Consider the following 21,209-nt stretch of genomic DNA (forward strand, 5'->3'; position numbering starts at 1 on the left):
CCCCGGCCGCTGTCACGGGCCCCGGGCGTGCCCACCTGCCACGCCCGGGGCCCGTACGGCGTCACATGGGGCGGGCCAGCAGAAGCGTCCACCACGGACCGCGGTCGTCGGTGCCGCTGTTGATCCCCACCCCCGCGTGCCGGAACGCGCAGTCGGCCAGCACCACCTGGTGCTCCGGACTGCGCGCCCACGCCCGGACCACCTCCGCGGCCCCGCGCTGGCCGCGCGCGATGTTCTCGCCCGCGCGGCGCCAGTCGTACCCCACGGCCGAGAGCCGACTGCCGGGCCCCGAGCCGCCGCGCTCCCGGTGCGAGAGCGAGCCCTCGCGCGCCATGTGGTCACTGTGCCGCTGAGCCGCCTTCGTGACCCTACGGTGCGCCCGTACGGAACGGCAGCCGGCCTTCGCCCGCTCGCGGTTGACCAGGCGGATGACGGCCGTCCTGACCGCTGCGGTGTTACGGGGGAGGCGGGCGAGGTCCGAGGCCTGGAGCATGTGCGACGACAGGGCCGTATGGGGTGCCAGGGCTGAGGGAGGCGCGAGGGCGGTGTGTGACGCAAGGGCCGCCTGGGCGGCGTCCGGCAGCCCCGGGCGCCCGCCCGGAGACGTGGCGACGGCGGGGCCGCCCGCCACGAGCCCCGCCAGAGCCAGCACCGCCACCGCGCCCACCACCCGCACCCGTACCGCGTACCCCTTCGCCCGCCGGTCCGCTCGGCGCAGCTGCCGCCCGCTCGCTGCCGCCGCCGTGTCCCGGGGGGCGGGCCGGTCTGCGGTCGGGGCCGTGAGCCGGTCCGCGGTCTGGTCTGCGGTCCGGTCCGCGGTCCGGCCGGTGATCCGGTCTGCGGTCCGGCCCGTGATCCGGCCTGCGGTCCGGCCGGTGATCCAGTCTGCGGTCCGGCCGGTGATCCGGTCTGCGGTCCGGCCGGTGATCCGGTCTGCGGTCCGGTCCGCGTTCCGGCCAGCCTTCCGGCCCGCGCTTCCGCCTGTGCTCCCGCCCATTCGGCCCCTGTTCCTCGACTGTCAACGGCTGTGGCGACTGGTTGGTCCGGTGGACCGCCGGGCCCGGTCTTCACCTGCACCGACTGCCGTCCGGCCTGGCTTCCGTCCGGCCCGGCCGTCACCTGCCCGGTCGTCGTCCGGCCCGGCGCCGTCCCCGGCATCCGCTCCGGCGCCGTCCCCGGCATCCGGCCCGGCGCCGTCCCCGGCATCCGGTCCGGTGACAGTCTTGCCGTCCGGGCCCCCGCCTCTGTCGCCCGCGGCCGATACCCGACCCGTTCGGCTGTACCGGCCGCCCGCTTCGCTGACGTACGCCAGATCCACCCCGCCCCGGAACGGGTACCCGCCCGCACATGACCACGAGCAAGCCCACCTCCTCAGCCACCCCCGTCTCCGCCGTCCGCGGTCCCCTCGTCCGCTTCCGGGCCGACCCCTTCCGCACCGGCAACGCGGAAGCCCTCGTCCACGACCCCGACGGACTGCTGATCTGCGAGGCCGGCCGGATCACCGCCGCAGGCCCGTACGCCGCCCTCCGCGACCGGCTGCCGGCCGGCACCGAACCCGTCCACTACCCCGGCCACCTCATCACCGCCGGCTTCGTCGACGCGCACACGCACTACGTGCAGAAGGACGCGGTCGCCAGCTTCGGCGCCCAGCTGCCCGACTGGCTCGACCACACCTACGTCACCGAGGAGCGGTTCGCCGACGACGCCCACGCCCGCCGCGTCGCCTCCTCCTTCTGCGACGAACTGCTGCGCAACGGCACCACCACCGCCCTGGTCTTCGCCTCCGTGCACCCCGGCTCGGCCGACGCCCTCTTCGAAGAGGCCACCCGGCGCGACCTGCGCATCGCCGCCGGCAAGGTCCTGATGGACCGCAACGCCCCCGACAGTCTGCTCGACACCGCACAGCGCGGCCACGACGAATCCCTGGACCTCATCCGGCGCTGGCACGGCAAGGGCCGCAACCTCTACGCCGTCACCCCGCGTTTCGCCCCCACCAGTACCCCCGCCCAGCTCGAAGCCGCCCACGCCCTGCGCGCGGCCCACCCCACCACCCTCCTGCACACCCACATCTCGGAACACCGCGACGAGATCCCCTGGGTCCGCTCCCTCTTCCCCGACCGCGACGGCTACCTGGACGTCTACGACCATTACGGCCTGCTCGGCCCCCGCACCGTCCTCGCCCACGGCATCCACCTCACCCCCTCCGAACGCGACCGCTGCGCCCGCACCGGCACGGCCGTGACCCACTGCCCGTCCTCGAACCTCTTTCTCGGCAGCGGCCTCTTCCCCCTCCGCGAGGCAAAGGAAGGCGACCACCCGCTCACCGTAGCCCTCGGCACCGACATCGGCGCCGGCACCAGCTTCGCCCTGCTCCAGACCATGCGCGACGCCCACCAGGTCGCCAAGCTGCGCGAACACGCCCTCGACGCGGTCAAGGCCTTCTACCTCGCCACCCGCGGCGGCGCCGAGGCCCTGGGCCTGGCCGACACGATCGGCTCCCTGACCCCCGGCCAGGAAGCCGACTTCACCGTCCTCGACCCGCGCGCCACACCCCTCCTGGCCGACCGCACCGCCCGCGCCGAGACCATCGAGGACCTCCTCTTCGCCCTCAGCATCCTCGGCGACGACCGGGCCGTCCGGGCCACCTACACGGGGGGCCGGCCGGCATACGAGCGGGACACGGCGAGGTGAGGGGACGGACCCCGCCCCGTTCGGTCCCCCTCACCACTGCGGCGCCTCCCGCGCGTCACAGCTCTCCACCGAGCCGAAGCACCGGCCCAGCCAGGCACGCCGCCGGCCGTCATCCATGGACGCGAGGCGACGCAGCCCGGTCACCGGCCTCGGCGGCGGCAACGGCCGTCTTGTCGCCCTGCGTCAGCCGCGCATGCAGTCACCCGGCGTGCCGGTCGTAGTACGCGGCCAGCGCGGCCTGGTCCCCATGCGCGACAGCGCGCAGCAGCACGGCATCATCGTCCCCGCTACCGGCACCGGCACCGGCGGCGCCGCCGCTGTCGTCACCATCTCGGTCTGCCCCCACGGGGCGGAACCGTCTCACGCTCCTTCTATCGCCCCGGCCGCGGCGCCCGGTTCACGGCCGCCCGTACGCCTCTACGGAGCGGCCCACCTCTTGAGCGCGTCGCGGTCCTCGAACCGGGCGACGTTCTTGTCCAGCGGGTCATCGGTGTGCTGGTGGAAGAGCCACTTCCCCTTGATACGCGGCTTACCGGGGCTTACGTAGTCCGCGATCCACAACCCATCCGCCGCGTACGACGTGGTGTCGTGCCCTTTCCAGAAGGACACGTTGGTGTAGAGCAGTACGCGATGCTTCGGTGCCAACTTCTTCACCTCCCGCAGAAACTGGTCCTTCTGTGCACCGCTCGCGTGCGTGCCAGAACTCGTCGTCTCCCAGTCGGCAGCGAGCAGGTCCCCGTCCTTCGCCCCGCATTTCTCGACGAAGTACCGCGCCTGCGCCGCGATGTTGCCGGGCCACAGAAAGTGGTAGAAGCCGACCACACACCCCGCTTTCCGCGCCTTGGCCGCCTGATCCGCCCGGTGCGGGCTGGCGTAGGAACGGCCCTCGGTCGCCTTGATGAATACGAAGTCCAGCCCGTCCGCGTCATAAGACGACTGGTGAGCGGATACGTCGACGCCATGCAGCATGAGATGCCTTTCGGTGGTGGGAAGCGAGGACAACGACTCCTGAGAGAACACCGGAGGCCAACGTCGACAGAAACCAACGACATCAGGAACCAACGTCGTCAGGAACAAACATCGCCGGAAACCAACGACGTCAGAAGCCAAAGACGCAGCGTTCCTCGGGCTCTCCGAGCCGCCCTGAGGCGCGACAGAACACCGGACGCCTCTCCCTCAACCCCCTGCCCGCCCTCTCCGTACGCCCTCCCCCATACCTTCCCCACATTCCCCCCTCGCCATCCCCGGCCACCCCGCCCCACCGTCGCATTCGCGTGCGCCCCCGTCCCTCACTCCGCCCCCTGGGGCAAAGGCAGACCGAGCAGCTCCCGCATTGATTCCGCGGCCCGTACGGCCGCGTCCGCGCAGCAGTTGTTGAACAGCACGTGCACCAGACCGGCCCTCTCCGCCATCCCTCGGAGCCGCGGCACCCACTCCGCCAACTCCTCCTCCGCATAGGCGTACCGGAATCGCTCCTCCTTGCTACCGGTCCCCCAAGCGGAATTACGCCCGTGAAAGCGCACCACCGCCAGCCGGTCATCCGTGACAGGAGTGACCGGAGGTATCGACACGGGCAACGTCTGCGTCATGTCGACGGCCACGGCAGCCATCCTCAGTTCCTTCAGCATCGTCACCGTCGATGCCTGCCGCTTCTCATCCCTCCACCACGCGGGATGCCGGAACTCCACCGCGACCGGCCACCCTTCGGTCCGCTCCCGGCACCGCCTGAGAAACGCCTCCGCCCGCGCGCCCGGCGCGAACCACGGCGGAAACTGAAACAGCAACGTACCGAGCCGCCCTGCCTCCCGCAGCGGCTCCACCGCCCCACTGAAACGCCCCCACACCTCGTCCAGCAGCCCACCGTCCTCCGCGTCGGCGAACTCCCTGCGCCGCACAGACGTGGTCCGCAGATCCACGGGCAGCGCGGCAGGCCGCGTCGGGTGTCCGGTGAGCAACGAAAACGCCTTCACATCAAACCGGAATCCCTCCGGCGTCCGCTCCGCCCACAGCCGGCTGTTGCGCTCACTCGGCAACGAGTAATACGTCGAGTCGACCTCCACCACCGGAAACCGCCCGGCGTAATGCCGCAACCGCCCCTCCGCGTCCCGCCGCCCCGCCGGATACCACCCACTCGAAACCAGCGCCCGATCCGTCCACGAACACGTCCCGACCAAAATCTCACCCATACCCAACGGCTACCCCGTCCCACGGCCCCCACCAAGGGCGCCGACAAGAACCCTGTCACCAGTCGCAAACGGCGGAAGAGCAGCGAGATGGGCCATGCCGAAGTCCTGGAGGAGCCCGCCCACCCCCTGACACCGCTTTACGGGAATGACCCGGCGTCGATGCGTCCGCGAGCCCCCGCTGACCGACCTTGTTCAGCGTCCGGTCGAGTGCTGGGCGTCTCCGCCCTCAGCCGCAGAGCCCGGCATGCTGATCACCGGAGTCGGAGTCGGAGTCGGAGTGGGAGTCGGATCACCGGAGTCGCATTACCGGAGTCGGCAGCGTTCGCCTGTTCGCCAGTTCGCGGTGGCGGCGGCAATGACGGTGCCCAGCCTGTCCCGGGCGTCCACCAACTCGCCGATCCGGCGGTCGATGCGGTCCCGTTCCGCCGAAAGCCGGTCGAGCAGCTCCGGCGTGGCCTCACCGTCGACGACACACGGCAGCAGATCCGCGATCGACCTGCTCGGCAGCCCGGCGGCGTACAACCGCTGGATCAGCTGGACACGGCCGACCGCGCTGTCCGGGTACTGCCGCTGGCCGCTGGGGCTGCGTTGTGAGGCGAGCAGGTTCTGTTCCTCGTAGTAGCGCAGCGACCGAACGCTGACACCTGTCCGGGTGGCGAGCTCGCCGATACGCATCATGTCTCTCCGGTATGAGCCGGGCCACACACCTTGCCTCTGACGTCAATGTCAGGTTTTAGCGTATCTCGCGACGGCCCACTCCTCCGCCGAGGCGGAGGGCACGACCGTGACCAGCCTGTTCGACGGTTTCCCACCGGAAATGCGAAGGAAGATCTGCCCATGACGGCATCAGACGCGGCGGCCACGGACGTGGCCGTCACCGCCTCCGCCCCCATCGTCTCGGTGAAGCCGGTGGTGCTGGAGGCACCGGGCCGTGGCGAAGGCCTTCAGGTGAGGATTTCCGCGCCGGCAACCGGCAGCCAACTGCCGGTCATCGTCTTCTCGCACGGGTTCGGGTCGTCGTTGAACGGCTACGGTCCCCTGACCGACTTCTGGGCCGCTCACGGTTTCGTGGTGATTCAGCCCACCCATCTCGACTCCAGGACCGTGGGCCTTTCCCAGGACGACCCCCGCACACCGCGGCTCTGGCGCATCCGCGTCCAGGACATGCAGCACATCCTTGACCAGCTCGACCTGCTGGAGGACGCCGTTCCCGGCCTCAGCGGGCGCCTGGACCGAAGCCGCATCGCCGCGGCCGGCCACTCCTTCGGCGGCCAGACGGCGGGCAACCTGCTGGGCCTGCGCGTCCTGGACCCGGTGAGCCAGAAGGCGGAAGACCTGTCCGACTCGCGGATCAAGGCGGGCGTGCTGCTCGCTACGGCCGGCCGGGGCGGAGTCGACCTGACGCCCTTCGCGGCCGAGAACCTCCCGTGGCTGAAGGGACCGGACTTCGCGCACATGACGACACCGACCCTCGTGGTCGCGGGGGACGAGGACGAGCTGCCGCTGTCCGTCAGAGGGCCGGAGTGGCTCGCCGACCCGTACCACCTGAGCCCGGGGCGCAAGAGCCTGCTCACGCTGTTCGGGGCGGAGCACTCCCTCGGCGGAATCGCCGGCTACGGAGTCCGGGAGACGACGGACGAGAACCCCGAGCGCGTGGCCCTGATCCAACGGGTCACCTGGGCCTACCTCCGCCACGCACTCGGCATCGAGGACGCCGGCTGGACGGCAGCGCAGAAGGCCCTGTCGGACAGCGTCGCCCCCCTGGGGCGGATCGAATCCAAGTGAAGCCCCGAGAAGCGGACCACCTCCGGGGCGGTCGCAGCCCTTGGCACGGCGTCAGCCGTCCGGCGAAGGCGTCTCGCACACGAGGGCAGGAGCACGCGGTACTTCGCGGGGACCGACCTGGCCGACCACGCCCACGCACGCCCCGATGTCTACGGGCCGACGGCGCCCGCCGGTACTCGGGGCCCGGAAGGCTTACCGCGGCAAGGTTGAGGCGGGCATTCATGCCGAGGGTGGCCATTCCGTACGGGCGTACGCGGGACCAGGGCAGCGGGACCAGAACAGCAGCTCCGCACATCACAAGTTGGCACCGTCGGAGGACTCGGAGGACTCGGAGGGCTCCACAACATTCAAGCCCTTCCCGACCTCCAGCTGGAGGCCCGCGGCCCAGGTAGCGGACCACGAGATGGGCTCCTGGGAGCGGCCGACCTCCAGCATGACCGCCCAACCGGGTACGGCCACGACCGACGACCGCCCTCGCAGATCCTGACCCACCGCAGCCGTTCGGCCCATGACTCACCCACACGGGCGTTGTCCTCGCAGGGGCACGGAGTCACCGAACCCGTGCCACGCGAACGACCACCACCGCCCCCGGCACCACGCCGGGGGCTTCCGGCTTTCTTGCAGGGCTGGAAGAGACCGTGCCGCGGACTGCGCGGTGGTCAGCTGGCGATGCCGACCGGGTGGACCTGGATCTTCTCGTCGTACGGGCCGGCCAGCTTCAGCGCGTCCGCGGGCCACTTCAGGGACACGCTGTGGGTCTCGTTCGGCGGCGTCACGATGATGTTGGTCGGGGACGAAGGGCTGTCGCCACTGGAGTCGACCGTGTACGAGATGCTGAAGGTGGCGGTGTCACCGGGCTTCAGGTCGGTGATGCGGGGCTGCTCACTGCCGCGGTGGACAGGGGCGGAGGTGCCGTCGGCGTCCTTCAAGTCGACGCCTGCGAAGCCCGTCACCGAGCATGCCCGCGCGCCCTTGTTCGTCATCCGGACGGTGACGTCACCGGTCTCCTGGTCGGGCGAGCTGTCCACAGCCTTCATGGCCAACTCGCTCGTGCGACAGAACTTGCTCTTCCCCCCGCCCTTCGCCGCACCGTTCCCGGAGCCGGCCCGGGACGGAGCGCCGCCGCCGGAGCCGGCCCGGGGCGAGGTGCCGTTGCTGGAGCCCGGCTTGGCGTTGTCCGGCTGGGCATCGGCGCCCTGCGCTCCGGCAGAGGACCCCGCGCCACTGGACTCGGCGGAGCCCGCCCCGCCGGCCTCGGCGGCACCGCTCGTCCCCGACTGGCCTTCGGGCTTGGAGACGGCGGCATCCGAGCCGGAGCAGGCGGTCAGGGACAACGCGGCGGCTGCGGTCAGGGCCGCGGCGGCAACGCGCAGGGTGCGGCGACGAGTGGTGCGGGCAGAGGTGCTGGCGCTCATTTCGGGTCCCCCCGGGGAAGTAGGTATCGGTCTCTCCTCCGTACGACACCCACTCTCACCGGCGCCACTACCGCCAGGCTGCCGCGCCGCTAACGTCCAGCTAATTCGGGCACGAGCAGGGGTGAAGCGGTAGGTCGACCCCATGCTGGCTCCCCTGCCGGCTGCGGGGAAGCTCTCAGGTCGTCGTCGGCGTCGTCGTCATCGTCCTGCTCGGGGACGTGTTCGCCGCGGCTGTCTGCGACCCGTAGCGCATCGATCAGTGCTTCGCGCAGCCGGTGGGCTAGGAAGCGGAGCTCGCCCGACGACGCGTTGGGGTCGTCCAGCAGCCGGGCTGCGTGGCCGAGGAGCTCTTCTACGATGTTGAGTTCCACCTCCTCCACACTGTCCGCGAGACCCGAGACCCGAGACGCGGCCGGGGGTCCCGTCGGTCGGCGCGTAACACCGCTGTCCTATGACGTTGCCGCTGGAGTCGTTCTTCTTCCAGCTGCTCGTACGCGACCAGGTATGGGTGGGTGAGGGCGACGTCTTCACCGCGTAGTACCAGAGCATGGCTGGTGGGTCGGCGGCTGATCGGTGCGGAGCTCGCGGCTTGGAGGTGCAGGGTAGCGCCGACGCGCAGGGGCAGCCCTGGCTGGGGAGCAGCCGGTTGAAGGAGTGGCTTGACGAAGTGAGCGGTACGGGGCGGCACGGTCGGCGACAGTTCTGCCACTCTTCTTCGCGATTTCGCTATTCGGCCGGCTGTGCCCACCTCGGAGCGCCGGACGTCCACACAGTGGCGCTGAGCGCTGATCCACGCCGAGAAGGTGGCGCCAACGACGGCTTGTTGCCTGCGAGGGCCGTCTATACCCTCGACCTGACGGGTCGTCAGGTAAGCCGCTCGCGCGGCGACCGCTGAGAGGGGCCTCATGACTGGCCAGACGAACGGCACGAACGGTGTCACCGACACCACCGACATCCCCCGCGTGATCAGCGTGGACGACCACGTGATCGAACCGGCGCACCTCTTCGAGACCTGGCTACCCGCCAAGTACCGCGAGCTCGGGCCGAAGCCGTTCACCGCCGGTATCGGCGAGCTGGCGTACGTCGGCGGCAAGTACAAGTTCACGACGGATCCGGCCGGCCAGCTGACGGACTGGTGGCGGTACGAGGGAGATCTCTTCCCGTACAAGCGGATCATCGCCGCCGTCGGCTTCTCCCGGGACGAGATGACGCTCGACGGCATCACCCGGGAGCAGATGCGGCGCGGCTGCTGGGACCCGAAGGCGCGCCTCGCGGACATGGATCTCAACCACGTCGAGGCGTCGCTGTGCTTCCCCACCTTCCCCCGGTTCTGCGGGCAGACCTTCGCCGAGGCCCAGGACAAGGAAGTCGGCCTGGCGTGCGTCCGCGCCTACAACGACTGGATGGTGGAGGAGTGGTGCGGGGACAGCGGAGGACGGCTGATTCCCCTCTGTCTGATCCCTTTGTGGGACGTCGATCTGGCGGTGCGGGAGATTCGGCGAAACGCTGCCCGGGGGGTACGCGCCGTGACCTTCAGCGAGATCCCCACCTACCTGGGGCTGCCCAGCATCCACTCGGGTTACTGGGACCCATTCTTCGCAGAGTGCGAGGCGACGGGAACGGTGGTGTGCATGCACATCGGCTCGTCGTCGCAGATGCCGGCCGCCTCGCCGGACGCTCCCCCGGCCGTGCAAGCCTCGCTGTCCTTCAACAACGCCATGGCGTCGATGATGGACTTCCTCTTCAGCGGCGTCCTGGTGAAGTTCCCTCGGCTGAAGCTGGCGTACGCGGAAGGGCAGATGGGTTGGATCCCGTACGCCCTGGAGCGCGCGGACGACGTGTGGGAGGAACATCGCGCCTGGGGCGGCGTACGCGACCTGATCCCAGAGCCGCCCTCGACGTACTACTACCGGCAGATCTTCTGCTGCTTCTTCCGCGACAAGCACGGCGTCGCGTCGATCGAAACGGTCGGTGTCGACAATGCCACCTTCGAGACCGACTACCCGCATGTCGATTCGACGTGGCCGCACACCAAAAAGGTGGCCGCGGAGCACGTCGCCGGGATGCCGACGGACGTGGCTTACAAAATTCTCCGCGGGAACGCGATTCGCATGCTCGGCCTCGACCTTTGAGCGGCGTCGGCGTAGCTCTCCCAGTCATGCCCGGGAATGGCTCGTCGGGGCCGGTCGGGGTTAGGGCCTGTTCTGACGGTCTTCGGAGTTTCCCGGGCCGGGGCCGCGCACGGCCGGTACGAGCAGCACTCCGACCAGCAGTAGAACCCAAGCCGGCGAAGCAGGAAGCAAGGCGACCAGGACCACGCCCCAGGCGGTCATGGCCCAGCCGAACGGGGCGGGCACCCGCTCGCCTCGCCTGCGTTCACTGTTCCGCGCTTTCTGCGCCGATGAGGGGGAAGTCGAGGCGCGCTGCCTGATCGCGTTTTCGCTGTACATCGCCGACCAGTTCGCGTTCGCCGATCACGGCGATCGCAGCCGTGCCGACCTCCACGAACTGACAACAAGGTGGTTGCTCGACTCTCCGGGCCAGGACGCACCATGGGGCGCGGAGAGCGGGAAAGGGCACTGCGCTACCAAGTGGTCCTACTTCGACGCCTGCGGCGGGGCGACCATCGCGTACAGCAGATAGGAGCGCACGATGCTTTACGGGGCTTCCTCCTTCGGGCACCGGCCGCGGTAGGCGAACTCAAGCAGCCGTGTCTCGACCTGTACGTGCGTCCGAGGCGTTTCGTAGCCGGCAGCGGTGGGCCGTGCCGCGATGTCCTGCGTTCGGAATGCAGGTGCAGGCACGGCGGGTCTTCCGTTGTGGATTGATCACCCACTGTGAGGCTGGTTAACTTGGACAGAGCTAGTGAACTAGATTTCCTGCATGCCTGAGCAGCCTCCGTACCTCGCCGTCGCCGACCGGCTCCGGCAGAGCATCGCCAACGGCGACTGGTCGCCCGGTGACCGGCTGCCGTCGCGCGCGCAGCTCGCCTGCGAGTAGGGGGTGGGAGACAACGTCATCCGCCGCGCGCAGGAACTGCTCATCGCGCAGGGCCTGCTGGAAGGCCGCGCCGGATCCGGCACTTACGTCGCGGAGCCGCGACAGCGGTTGCGCATGGTCCGGTCCTCGTCGCGGGAGCAGCGCGACGGGTCGCCGTTCCGCGCCGATGTGGCGGGGCCCGGGAAGCACGGTACGTGGGAGCACAGCACCGAGGCGAAGGTGCCCGCCCCGCTCGAGATCGCGTCGCGCCTCGGCATCGCCGAGGGAGATCTGTGCGTCCGTACGGCATACGAGTTCCTCGCCGACGGCAAGCCGATTCAGCTGTCGACGAGCTGGGAGCCGTACAGCATCACCGAGGGCACGATCGTGGTGCTGCCCGAGGGCGGGCCGTACGCCGGCCGAGGTGTCATCGAGCGGATGGCCGCCATCGGTGTCGCGATCACTCACGCCGTCGAGCAGCCGGAGCCCCGGCGGGCCACCGCCGCGGAGGCGAACCTTCTCGGCATCCAGAAGAGTGCGCTGGTGACGCACATCCGGCGTACGTACACCTCGGAGGACGGCCGGCCGGTCGAGACGGCGGACATCGTCGTCCCGGACGCGTACTGCGAGATCGTTTACGAGGTCCCCATCGAGCGACGTACGTAGGGTGATCCACACGGCTGCCGGCTCAACTTCTTCGGGGACTCAGGTGACTTCTCTCCTCACGCAGTTCAAACTCGACCTCTCCCGCTGGTACGTGCGCTACGCCCCCGGCACGCTCGGCAAGGCCGGCATCGTGGAGTCCTATCTGAACGCCGGTCTACGCGACCATCCGCGCATCCGCCGGGCCCGTACGCGCTTCGGCGCGACGTTCGTCACCGATACCCAGGACCTGATCCAGCGGTACATCTACCTCTTCGGGGTGTGGGAGCCGCACCTGACGCGATGGCTGGAGCGTCGGCTCCGGCCTGGCGACGTCTTCGTGGATGTGGGCGCGAACATCGGCTACTACAGCCTGCTCGCCTCGCGGTTGGTTGGGGAGGAGGGGGCTGTGGTTGCTCTGGAGGCGTCCCCTGACTTCCACCGCGTTCTGCGCAAGCAGGCGGCGATCAATGGATGCGGAAACGTTCGTGCGGTGAACGCCGCGATCTCGGACCGGGAGGAGATGCTCACCTTCGTCCTCGCGAGCTCGCACAACATGGGGGCCAACAGCATCGTGCCGTATGCGGGTGAGGCCGAGTCCACCTTCGAGGTAGCAGCTCAGCCGCTGTCGGACGTCCTCAGCCCCGGTGAGATCGCGAGCGCGCGGGTGATCAAGGTCGATGTGGAGGGGGCTGAAGGCTCCGTCGTACGGGGACTGGTCCCGCTGATCGACCAGCTACGACCCGACGTGGAGCTGGCCATCGAGGTGACGCCGCAGCGGATGCACGAACTGGGGGATTCAGCCATTGAGTTGCTGGAAGCTCTCCGAGTCCACGGTTTCCACACGTACCGCCTCCAGAACGACTACACCGCCAGCCGTTACCCGGCAGCCTTGCGACGCGAATCAGAGGTGCCGGTCCGGTGGCGGCAGCCGATCACCGAGGAGAGCGAGCTGCTCTTCTCCCGCGTCGACGCCGAATACTTGCCATAGTTTCGAGGGGCGGTGCAGTCATCGCGCCGGTACACCGCCACTTCACCAGCTCGACTCCACCAAGGTCTCAGCCGAAGGGCGTCGCGGGTGTCCTGCCATCGGCGTGCGTTTCGCCGGCCGTGGACTGTGCTGGGGAGGACACAGGCGAACTCGGCGAGGCGGGCTGAGGGCTTCCCTGAGGCAACGTGTGGTCCGGCTCGTCGAACGTCACGCTGTTCAGCAGTGCCACGATGTCGGAACAGTACGCGTCCCAATGGCCCTCGCACGGCGTCGTGAGGTTGAAGGAAACGAGACACTGCTCCTGACCCTCCACCCCCGCCGGCACCGGAAGGTACACCTGCATTTCTGCCATCGGCAGGTTCAGCTCTTCCCCCGATGCGGAGGTCTCAGCGGGGATGTGGAAGCCGTTCACGCCAGTCAGCACCGCTGCTGGCCCGACCGGGGTATCGAGCACCGTTCCTGCCCAGGAATCTCCCCGCGCGGCGATCAGGGCGCGCACCATGCCGTCCGTCGCGACTGCCGCATCCCCGAAGGCGAAGGGCGTCACCGTGACGAGCAAGGTGCCAAGGGACAGTTCGCCTTCATAGGAGCGCAGGCAGGTTCCGGCGTACAGCGTCCCGGATTCTTCGAGTGCCTGCGACACTTTCTGCAGGTTACCCACAAGGTTCTCGTAGGCTACGGGACGCGATTCGAGAGCTTCCCGTGACACGCGCGTGATGAGTTCCTGGCGCGCTTCTTCGACGGTCATCCCTATGGGAATTTCCGTGAAGCCCGCAGGTGCGATGAATTCCAACTCTAGCTTCCCATCTGGTCATGGTGCGGCCCCGCAGGAGAGGGAGGAGGGGAAGGAGGCGGGACGGGGAACCGGGCTGCCTGCTGACGGCGGAAACGCTCAAGCAGCCGCACGTTCTTTTGCCGCCAGCGCCTCGTGTACCGCGGCCCGAGGGCTGCCCCGGCCAGGCACAGAAGGCCGACGAGGCAAGAGCCCACTGTGGCCGGCACGGTCTCACGTACGGCCCACGCCAGCGCGAAGAATCCGGCGGCGAAGACGCAGCACACGCTGATCAGCTGAGGCGGGTGCCACCCTTCACAGGCTTTGACCTGCCTCTGCGCACGCGCAGCGCGCTCCGGGTGGATCAGCGGCGGGGCGGTGGCCGACGGTTCGTCGGGGGTGGCTTCTGGCCATGGCTGAGCGGCGGCGCTCCACGAGCCGGCCGTCTGCACGCGCGCCAGAGCCGCCTGGGAACATTGCCGGGCCCCCGGACTGTCATCGCGAGTGAAGAGCAAACGGCGCTGCCCTCGTCCGTAAGGTTCATCCGCACTGAGCGCATAGCCCAACTCCGCGCCGATCGAGGTAATCCGGTCGGCACGCATCGCACCGAACCCGGTGAAGACGACTTCGACAGTCGGGCGTCCGTCGAATCGTGCTGCTACCGCCGCCTCATCCTTCATGCTCTACCCTCACCCGCCGTCAGCGGTGTCCTGGTCTTTCGCGCCGCCCTTCTTCCACGCGTTCTCCACAGCAACCAGAAGGGGGCCGGCACCGGGAATTCCCATCTCTACGGCCTGACGGCGGTCCGTCGGCTTGAAGTTCTCGAACACGGACGGGTCCCCGAACAGCCCGGCCCAGGAGTCGACCAGTCCGAAGTTCGAGGCCGCGTCCGCCGCACGGCTCTTGAAGATCGCGGTGCCCAGCTTTCCTCCGACGCGAACGGCGCCACCGAACGGGACCGTGCCCAGCGCGTCCTGCGCCAGCGTCCGGTTCGACACGACGTCCTCGCCGCCCGCCATACGAGCAGTGCCGTGGAACACGAGCGCCCCTGCCGCGAAGCCGGACGATGTGACCTCCAGTCCTGCGGCCAGCGGTCCGAGAACAATCTCAGAGGGAGGGAAGACGAGGCCGAGAGCAGCGATGCCCACTCCGGCAGCACCGAGTATGGCGCTGACCGTGGACAGGACATCACCGACAGCAGCAATGGCATTGGCGTGGTTCTTCACCAATCCCAGGCTTGATGCGCCAGGAGGGAATTAGCCTCGGCCAGTGACTTGATGGCGTCACCGATTCGATCCAGCAACCCTGGTTCGTCAGGGGCTTCTTCCGCGGCTTTGCGTACAGCCTTTGCGATCTTCTCCGCTGCCTCGTCATGCTGATGCTTGAGGCGTTTCGCGTCCTCGATGAGAGTGTTGAGGGCGTTCCTGGCCGCATCAAGCTCTTTCACTGCCCGGTTCAACCGCTGCTCGGCACTGTGCAGCTCTTCATCGGTGTCGAATGTCTGCCCCGCCAGTCCCAGGTTCGGATTCCCCTCCGCATCCCGCACACGAGAACGGGCGGTTACCGCGCGAGCCTCCAGGTCTGCCGACCGAGACTTCATGCTGCTCAGTTTCGCGGACCACTCATTCAGCTGGAAACCGCAGTCGTAGAAGCTTTGCGTCGCAGAGTCGACCAGCTTCGGCAGTTCCTTCACCTGCGCGGAGAACGCGTCTGCGGCAACTCCCTTCCACGCATCTCCGCCACCTGTTATGGAGTTCAGGGTCTGCCAGACCGAGCTCAGGTTTCTGTGTGCCTCGAACGACTGATCCGTGAGTGCACGCACCGCCGAGAGGCTTCCGGGGGTCGGATCGAAGCCGAGGCCCGGGAAGCCCGCAGCCTCGGAAGGTATCTTCCCGCCGCCGCTCATGAGCCCTCCCTACCCGAAGACTCGGGACGTGGCACCGGATGCCGAATGCGGCGACGAGGAACTGGGGGGAGTTCCCTCAAGGCCCTTGGCGAACGCTTGCTGTATACCCGTCTCGCAGGCCCGGTACGATTCCGCAGTGGCATCCACTGATCCGCGTATGGAGTTCGCCAGCCCGGCGATCTGACCGATTCCGTACCTCCACTTCGACTGAAAGTCCGAGCAGGCGGAGTCCAAGGAGTCGTGTCCCAGCTGTCCTGCGGTGGCTTGGTCCATCTTGCGCGTCACGGTCCGCATCCCGGTGACGCTCTCGTCGAGCTTTCGAGAGATGGAGCCAAGTTCGTGCACATCGACTTTAAAAGTCCCCGGCAAGAGAGCCCTCCCCTTTTCTCCTGCGCCTATCTGCCATACAGACAGAAAAGCCTAACAGCGACAAGATCCCGGTGCGGCGGGGAGGGAAAACCATTACCGCGTCTTAACGGAGGTCGTGGCGCGGCTGAGGCCATGGCGCAGCAACCCAGCCTGGTTCCGGGCAGCGTTGAACGGCCACCGCGACTTGGCATTGTCGTGTCGCAATCCGGACTCCGCGGGCTGGATGGCGAAGAGCGGCTGGAGGGGGAGCTCCGAGCCCCCACAGCCGCTCTCAAGTCGTGACTACGCGGCCCCGTACCGCCAATCATTCATCGCCGCCAGGACCCTGGCGCGTGCTTCCACCACGGCGAACCGCGCCTCCCGCTCCCCCTCATCGACGTGAGCCGCCTGGTGCGTCGCTTGCCCAGGCCACTTGCGGTACAGCAGCCCCGTCTCGGCGGAAAAGTGCCCGCGGCTGACCGCGCTCAGGGCCATCAGCAGGCCGGTGTCCTCGCTCGCCGGCAGGGCCATCCAGCCGCCGAGCGCCAGGAGCAGGTCGCGGCGCATGAAGAGGGTCGCCGGGTGGACCTGGGCGCGGTAGTTGTGGGCCTTCCAGTGCTGGAGGACGGCGCCGCGTTCGATCGGGCCTTCGGGCGGGTCCTGGTCGAAGCCGGCGGTGGAGCCGTCGGGGAGGAGATCCAGGACGCGGGAGGTGGCCCAGCCGAGTGAGGAGTCGGTGGTGAGGGCCTGGAGGTCGCGTGTCAGGGCGCCCGGGGTCAGCATGTCGTCGGCGTCGAGCACCTTGACGTACTCGCCCTCGGCGCGGGACAGGCCCAGGGTGCGTGCGACGGCGGCGCGTCCCTGCCGGCCCTGGCCGAAGGAGATCCGCGGGTCGTCGGGCAGGTGGGGCGTTACGGCGTCGGTCTCGCCGTCCTCCTGGATCACCCACTGCCAGTCCCAGCCGTCCGGCAACTGCTGCTCGGTCAGCGACTTGTACGCGTCGGCCAGGAACTTGGCGGCCGGCGGGTGGACGGCTGTGATCACCGTGATGAGGTTCGCCATCGTCACCACCGGTCCAGACGGGTCGTGAACACCAGCTCGGTGCGGTCGCCGGGCATGATCACGTCGGAGACGTCCACCACCCGCCCCTCGGTGTCGATGGAGATCTTGCGGAGCGCGATCACGGAGACGCCCTTCTGGAGGCCGAGCTCCTCGGCCTCCTCTGATGTCGGAGGCCGGGCCGTTATCCGATCGACGATGTGGTCGAGCTCGATGCCGATGGTGTGCAGCTGGCTCTGGGTGCCACCCGGCCACGGCTCGTTGGCCTCATCGAGAAGGTCCGGATTGGCCGCCACCACGTCGTGGACGAGGTGCGAGCAGACGAGACTGAAGGCCGCGTCCCCGTCGCGCGGGTAAGTGCGGTAGACACGCTCAAGCAGCCGGGTGCCTACGGGTACGGAGAAGACGGCGGCCAGATCCTCGTCGGCCTTCGTTTCGCGGTACTGGGCCTTGAAGACGAGGTCGGAGACGGTGAGTCCGGTGTCGTGCTCGGTGGCGCCGGTCTGCTGGCGCTCGTCGTGTGCCGCACGCGCCCGGTCCTTCTCCCACTGGTGGCGCTCGTTGGTGCGTTCCACACGCCGCGGGGGCTTGCGGACGAAGTTGCCGACCCCGTGCCGCTTGTCGATCAGCCCCTCGGCCAGCAGCTCACCCAACGCGTCGCGCATCGTCGGCACGCTGGTCTCGAACTGCTTCGCGAGTGCGGTCTCCGCCGGAAGGCGCTCTCCAGGCTTGAGCCGGCCTGCGCGGATGTCCTGACGCAGTTCGTCAGCGATCCGCTCGTACTTCTTGGCCATGAGGCGCTCACCGTCCCTGATCACTGGACGGTTCCAGGATAAGTCCTCAAGAGGAGTTGGCGACATCAGGGCTGGGCTCTGGGTGCACGGTGCCTGGACGTCACGGGGCCGCTGCTGAAGCGGGTCGCCGATCAGGTCGGGATGTGCTCTGGGGCAGGGGCGGTCCGGAGCGCGACGGCATCGGTGGATACGGCCGCTCGTGGGGAGAAGTTCCGCCGGTCGGCTGAGACGGAAACCGGGCCCGAACGCGACGAAGGCCCCCACCGCGAACGGTAGGGGCCTTCGACGTAGTGCCCGGTGAGGCACTGGCGGAGGATACGAGATTCGAACTCGTGAGGGGTTGCCCCCAACACGCTTTCCAAGCGTGCGCCCTAGGCCACTAGGCGAATCCTCCGCCGCAAACAATACAAGACGTTGAGGGGTGCTCGCGAACATGATCCGGCGGAGGGGGTCGGGAGTGATCGCGGACGGGGGGTGGAGTGATCTTGAGGTGGGGCGGGGTCGTGCGGGGGGCGGGGGATCCGCTAGGGTTGGGCGCAGCCCCTCACGTGGCGCTATCTCACCGAACTCCCCCAGGGCCGGAAGGCAGCAAGGGTAAGTGAGCTCTGGCGGGTGCGTGGGGGGCGTTTGCGTTCCGGGGATCGGGGGCGGCCCGGTTGTCAGTGCGGGCCGATATCGTCGTATGCGTGTCGTCCCTCGCGCTGTACCGCCGCTACCGCCCCGAGACCTTTGCTCAGGTCATCGGGCAAGAGCACGTGACCGATCCGCTGCAGCAGGCCCTGCGGAACAACAGGGTCAACCACGCGTATCTGTTCAGTGGCCCGCGTGGCTGCGGCAAGACGACCAGTGCGCGGATCCTGGCGCGCTGCCTGAACTGTGAGAAAGGTCCCACTCCCGATCCGTGCGGGGAGTGCCAGTCGTGCGTGGATCTCGCCCGGAACGGGCGGGGGAGCATTGATGTGATCGAGATCGACGCCGCCTCGCACGGTGGTGTCGACGACGCGCGTGAGCTGCGTGAGAAGGCGTTCTTCGGGCCGGCCGGCAGCCGGTACAAGATCTACATCATCGACGAGGCCCACATGGTCACGTCGGCCGGCTTCAACGCGCTGCTCAAGGTGGTCGAGGAGCCGCCGGAGCACCTGAAGTTCATCTTCGCGACGACCGAGCCCGAGAAGGTCATCGGGACGATCCGGTCGCGTACGCATCACTATCCGTTCCGGCTGGTGCCGCCGGGGACGCTGCGTGACTACCTGGGTGAGGTGTGCGGCCAGGAGGACATTCCCGTCGAGGACGGGGTGCTGCCGCTGGTCGTACGGGCCGGGGCCGGGTCCGTGCGTGACTCGATGTCGGTGATGGACCAGCTGCTCGCCGGTGCGGGCGACGCCGGTGTGACATATGCCATGGCCACGGCCCTGCTCGGGTACACCGACGGGTCGCTGCTGGACTCGATCGTGGAGGCGTTCGCCGCGGGGGACGGGGCGGCGGCCTTCGAGGTCGTGGACCAGGTCATCGAGAGCGGCAACGACCCGCGGCGGTTCGTGGCCGACCTGCTGGAGCGGCTGCGGGACCTGGTGATCCTGGCGGCGGTGCCGGACGCGGCGGAGAAGGGCCTGATCGATTCCCCTGCCGACGTCGTGGAGCGGATGCAGGCCCAGGCGTCGGTGTTCGGAGGGGCGGAGCTGGCGCGGGCCGCTGACCTCGTCAATGCCGGGTTGACGGAGATGCGGGGGGCGACCTCGCCGCGGCTCCAGTTGGAGCTGATCTGTGCGCGCGTGCTGCTGCCTGCCGCGTACGACGACGAGCGTTCGGTGCAGGCGCGCCTCGACCGCCTGGAGCGCGGGGCGAGCACGGCCGGGCTGCACCTCGGCGGGGCGGTGACGACGGGAGTCGGCGGCCCCGAGGTCGAGTACGTGCCGGGGCCGGGCGCCCACGCGGTCGCGCCGCCGGACGGCCCGCCCGCCGGACCGGCCGGCCCCGCCGCCGCCCGCGCCGCGGTGCGGGGGATGAGTGGCGGGGGAGGAGCCAGTTCCAGTTCTGGTGCCGGTGCCGGTGCCGGTGTCGGTGGCGCAGCTGGGGCCGGTGCTGGAGCTGGTGCCGGGGCCGATGCCGGTGCAGGGGCTGCGGTCGGTGGGGCTGCCGGTGGTGGGCCTTCTGGTGGTCCGCAGGTGGAGTCCGCGGGGGCGGAGGCTGCGGCTGCTGCTGCGCCCGGCGCCTGGCCGGGGGCCACGAACCCCGGGGCGAGCGGTGCTGCGGGTGCCGGTTCGGGGGCTGAGCAGCCGGCGCCTGGGGTCTGGCCCGGGCAGGGCGGGAGCCAGGGCGCGGCCGGGCAGCGGCAGCCCGGGGCCTGGCCCGGTCAGCAGGCGGCCGGAGGTGCGGCCGGGCGGCAGCCCGGTGGGTGGCCCACGGCTGCGGCGCCGGGGCAGGGTGGCCCGGGAGCGGCCGGGGGGCCTGGTGGTCACACCGGCCCCGGTGGCGGCGCGCCGTCCGCTGCCGGGCAGTCCGTACCCGTACAGCACGGGCAGCAGCCTCAGCAGGCCCCGCAGCCCGCGCAGGGCGGCGGGAACATGGCCCAGGGGGCCGCGCAGGTGCGGCAGCTGTGGCCGGAGATCCTGGAGGCGGTGAAGGGCCGGCGGCGCTTCACCTGGATCCTGCTCAGCCAGAACGCACAGGTCGCCGGGTTCGACGGCACGACGCTGCAGATCGGCTTCCCGAACGCCGGTGCCCGGGACAGCTTCGCCAACGGCGGCAGCGAGGACGTGCTGCGGCAGGCGCTGGCCGAGAAGTTCAACGTGCAGTGGAAGGTCGAGGCGATCGTCGACCCGTCCGGGGGGACCAATCCGCCCGGCGGTTCCGGAGGCGGCGCGCCTCAAGGCGGTGGTTTCGGGGGCAACAGCGGTGGCGGTTCCGGCGGTGGCGGCGGCTTCGGCGGCGGCCCCTCCGGGGCTGCGGCGCAGGGCGGTGGCCAGGGCGGGCCGGGCGGTGCGCCCGGTGGCGCGCAGGGCAGCGGCTCCGGGTATGACGCGGGTGGCGGTGCCTCGGGCGGCAGCCAGGGCGCGCAGATGGCGCGGCAGGCGGTGGCTCCGGCGGGCGCGGCGTCCGGTGGTGGCTACGGCTCCGGTGGCGGCCAGGGCGGTGCCGGCGGGCATGGCGGCTCCAGCGGCTCCGGCGGCTCCGGCGGTTCTTACGGGGCCGGGACCGGGGCTTCCGGGCCCGCGGGCGGTGGCGCCGCGGAGTCCGCGTACCGGGAGCCGGAGCCCGCGCCGGTGTCGATCGAGGACGACATGCCGGCCGAGGACGACCCCGACCTCGTCGACTCCGCGCTGAGCGGACACGACCTGATCGTCCGCGAGCTGGGCGCGACGGTGGTCGAGGAGTTCAACAACGAGTACTGATCGTCCGTACGGGGCGAGGAGGGGCGTATCGGTTGATCGCGGGCGGGCCTGTGCCGGCGCCTGGTCGCGGACGGATCCGCGTCGGCTGGTCGAGGAACGGACGCCCGGCAGCTGACCGCCGACGGGCCCGTACCGGCGGCTGGTCGAGGGCGGTCGTGTGCCGGGTGATCGCGGGGCCGGCGGGTACCGGGTGGCGGTCGGCCGGGTGTACAGCCGTGCTCCTCCGTACGGCGTAGGGCGTCGCGCCGT

At 69.6% G+C, this 21,209-nt stretch carries 19 protein-coding genes, 1 tRNA gene, 1 other RNA gene and 1 pseudogene; 7 read left to right on the forward strand and 15 right to left on the reverse strand.

Annotated elements, in window-relative coordinates:
- Positions 1-61 precede the first annotated feature (61 nt).
- Positions 62-997 (reverse strand): CAP domain-containing protein, encoded by a 936-nt coding sequence (locus ACZ4Z1_RS10095; RefSeq protein WP_468486102.1) that lies wholly within the window; start codon positions 995-997, stop codon positions 62-64.
- A 350-nt stretch (positions 998-1,347) separates the two neighbouring features.
- Here ACZ4Z1_RS10095 and guaD point away from each other — a divergent pair, with 350 nt between their 5' ends.
- On the forward strand, positions 1,348-2,691 hold the full coding sequence (guaD, locus tag ACZ4Z1_RS10100) for a guanine deaminase (protein WP_468486103.1): 1,344 nt from the start codon (positions 1,348-1,350) through the stop codon (positions 2,689-2,691).
- A 199-nt stretch (positions 2,692-2,890) separates the two neighbouring features.
- Here the strand turns inward: guaD and ACZ4Z1_RS10105 are convergent, their stop codons facing one another.
- From ACZ4Z1_RS10105 to ACZ4Z1_RS10120, 4 genes are all read right to left on the reverse strand, one after another.
- Positions 2,891-3,037 carry a hypothetical protein gene (locus ACZ4Z1_RS10105; protein ID WP_468486324.1) on the reverse strand — a complete coding sequence of 49 codons (147 nt, stop codon included), beginning with the start codon at positions 3,035-3,037 and terminating at the stop codon, positions 2,891-2,893.
- A 71-nt stretch (positions 3,038-3,108) separates the two neighbouring features.
- Positions 3,109-3,660, reverse strand: a complete 552-nt coding sequence (locus tag ACZ4Z1_RS10110) for a glycoside hydrolase family 25 protein (RefSeq protein ID WP_468486310.1) — start codon at positions 3,658-3,660, stop codon at positions 3,109-3,111.
- Between the two features lie 320 nt (positions 3,661-3,980).
- Positions 3,981-4,877 carry a DUF72 domain-containing protein gene (locus ACZ4Z1_RS10115; RefSeq protein ID WP_468486104.1) on the reverse strand — a complete coding sequence of 299 codons (897 nt, stop codon included), beginning with the start codon at positions 4,875-4,877 and terminating at the stop codon, positions 3,981-3,983.
- A gap of 303 nt (positions 4,878-5,180) precedes the next feature.
- Positions 5,181-5,552: a MerR family transcriptional regulator gene (locus ACZ4Z1_RS10120; protein WP_468486311.1), complete on the reverse strand. Its 372-nt coding sequence runs from the start codon at positions 5,550-5,552 to the stop codon at positions 5,181-5,183.
- A gap of 162 nt (positions 5,553-5,714) precedes the next feature.
- Between ACZ4Z1_RS10120 and ACZ4Z1_RS10125 the strand changes: the two genes are divergently transcribed.
- The gene (locus tag ACZ4Z1_RS10125) at positions 5,715-6,662 is read left to right on the forward strand and encodes an alpha/beta hydrolase family protein (RefSeq protein WP_468486105.1); all 948 of its coding nucleotides are present in this window, start codon (positions 5,715-5,717) and stop codon (positions 6,660-6,662) included.
- Between the two features lie 659 nt (positions 6,663-7,321).
- Here ACZ4Z1_RS10125 and ACZ4Z1_RS10130 read toward each other — a convergent pair.
- Positions 7,322-8,077 carry a DUF4232 domain-containing protein gene (locus ACZ4Z1_RS10130; protein ID WP_468486106.1) on the reverse strand — a complete coding sequence of 252 codons (756 nt, stop codon included), beginning with the start codon at positions 8,075-8,077 and terminating at the stop codon, positions 7,322-7,324.
- Positions 8,078-8,166: 89 nt separating this feature from the next.
- Positions 8,167-8,448, reverse strand: coding sequence for a hypothetical protein (locus tag ACZ4Z1_RS10135; protein ID WP_468486107.1), 282 nt, complete (start codon positions 8,446-8,448; stop codon positions 8,167-8,169).
- A 534-nt stretch (positions 8,449-8,982) separates the two neighbouring features.
- Here ACZ4Z1_RS10135 and ACZ4Z1_RS10140 point away from each other — a divergent pair.
- The gene (locus ACZ4Z1_RS10140) at positions 8,983-10,209 is read left to right on the forward strand and encodes an amidohydrolase family protein (protein WP_468486108.1); all 1,227 of its coding nucleotides are present in this window, start codon (positions 8,983-8,985) and stop codon (positions 10,207-10,209) included.
- Between the two features lie 60 nt (positions 10,210-10,269).
- Here ACZ4Z1_RS10140 and ACZ4Z1_RS10145 read toward each other — a convergent pair whose 3' ends face one another.
- Both ACZ4Z1_RS10145 and ACZ4Z1_RS10150 read right to left on the reverse strand, forming a co-directional pair.
- Positions 10,270-10,410 carry a hypothetical protein gene (locus ACZ4Z1_RS10145; protein WP_468486312.1) on the reverse strand — a complete coding sequence of 47 codons (141 nt, stop codon included), beginning with the start codon at positions 10,408-10,410 and terminating at the stop codon, positions 10,270-10,272.
- Between the two features lie 43 nt (positions 10,411-10,453).
- A complete protein-coding gene (locus ACZ4Z1_RS10150) occupies positions 10,454-10,582 on the reverse strand; it encodes a hypothetical protein (RefSeq protein WP_468486109.1) in 129 nt (42 codons plus the stop codon).
- 378 nt (positions 10,583-10,960) lie between these two features.
- Here ACZ4Z1_RS10150 and ACZ4Z1_RS10155 point away from each other — a divergent pair.
- Both ACZ4Z1_RS10155 and ACZ4Z1_RS10160 read left to right on the forward strand, forming a co-directional pair.
- Positions 10,961-11,722: pseudogene (locus ACZ4Z1_RS10155) on the forward strand (GntR family transcriptional regulator).
- Positions 11,723-11,765: 43 nt separating this feature from the next.
- The gene (locus ACZ4Z1_RS10160; RefSeq protein ID WP_468486110.1) at positions 11,766-12,689 is read left to right on the forward strand and encodes an FkbM family methyltransferase; all 924 of its coding nucleotides are present in this window, start codon (positions 11,766-11,768) and stop codon (positions 12,687-12,689) included.
- Positions 12,690-12,756: 67 nt separating this feature from the next.
- On the opposite strand, the gene ACZ4Z1_RS10165 is transcribed toward ACZ4Z1_RS10160, so the two are convergent.
- The 6 genes from ACZ4Z1_RS10165 to ACZ4Z1_RS10190 all read right to left on the reverse strand — a co-directional run bounded on the left by ACZ4Z1_RS10165 (position 12,757) and on the right by ACZ4Z1_RS10190 (position 17,962).
- On the reverse strand, positions 12,757-13,482 hold the full coding sequence (locus ACZ4Z1_RS10165; protein WP_468486111.1) for a hypothetical protein: 726 nt from the start codon (positions 13,480-13,482) through the stop codon (positions 12,757-12,759).
- A 668-nt stretch (positions 13,483-14,150) separates the two neighbouring features.
- A complete protein-coding gene (locus ACZ4Z1_RS10170; protein ID WP_468486112.1) occupies positions 14,151-14,687 on the reverse strand; it encodes a hypothetical protein in 537 nt (178 codons plus the stop codon).
- On the reverse strand, positions 14,684-15,367 hold the full coding sequence (locus ACZ4Z1_RS10175; RefSeq protein WP_468486113.1) for a putative T7SS-secreted protein: 684 nt from the start codon (positions 15,365-15,367) through the stop codon (positions 14,684-14,686). Before ACZ4Z1_RS10175 ends, ACZ4Z1_RS10170 begins: the two co-directional genes overlap by 4 nt.
- A 651-nt stretch (positions 15,368-16,018) precedes the next feature.
- Entirely contained in the window at positions 16,019-16,777 is a 759-nt protein-coding gene (locus ACZ4Z1_RS10180) for a glycosyltransferase family 2 protein (protein ID WP_468486114.1), read from the reverse strand.
- Positions 16,778-16,779: 2 nt separating this feature from the next.
- Entirely contained in the window at positions 16,780-17,568 is a 789-nt protein-coding gene (locus ACZ4Z1_RS10185) for a GntR family transcriptional regulator (protein ID WP_468486115.1), read from the reverse strand.
- A gap of 306 nt (positions 17,569-17,874) precedes the next feature.
- Positions 17,875-17,962: transfer RNA gene (locus ACZ4Z1_RS10190), tRNA-Ser, on the reverse strand.
- 141 nt (positions 17,963-18,103) lie between these two features.
- Here ACZ4Z1_RS10190 and ffs point away from each other — a divergent pair.
- Together ffs and ACZ4Z1_RS10200 are read left to right on the forward strand one after the other, a co-directional pair.
- Positions 18,104-18,202: signal recognition particle sRNA small type (gene ffs / locus ACZ4Z1_RS10195), an RNA gene on the forward strand.
- 52 nt (positions 18,203-18,254) lie between these two features.
- Positions 18,255-20,960: a DNA polymerase III subunit gamma and tau gene (locus tag ACZ4Z1_RS10200; RefSeq protein ID WP_468486116.1), complete on the forward strand. Its 2,706-nt coding sequence runs from the start codon at positions 18,255-18,257 to the stop codon at positions 20,958-20,960.
- The last annotated feature ends 249 nt before the right edge of the window (positions 20,961-21,209 follow it).

This window comes from Streptomyces sp. NPDC030165, assembly GCF_055573595.1.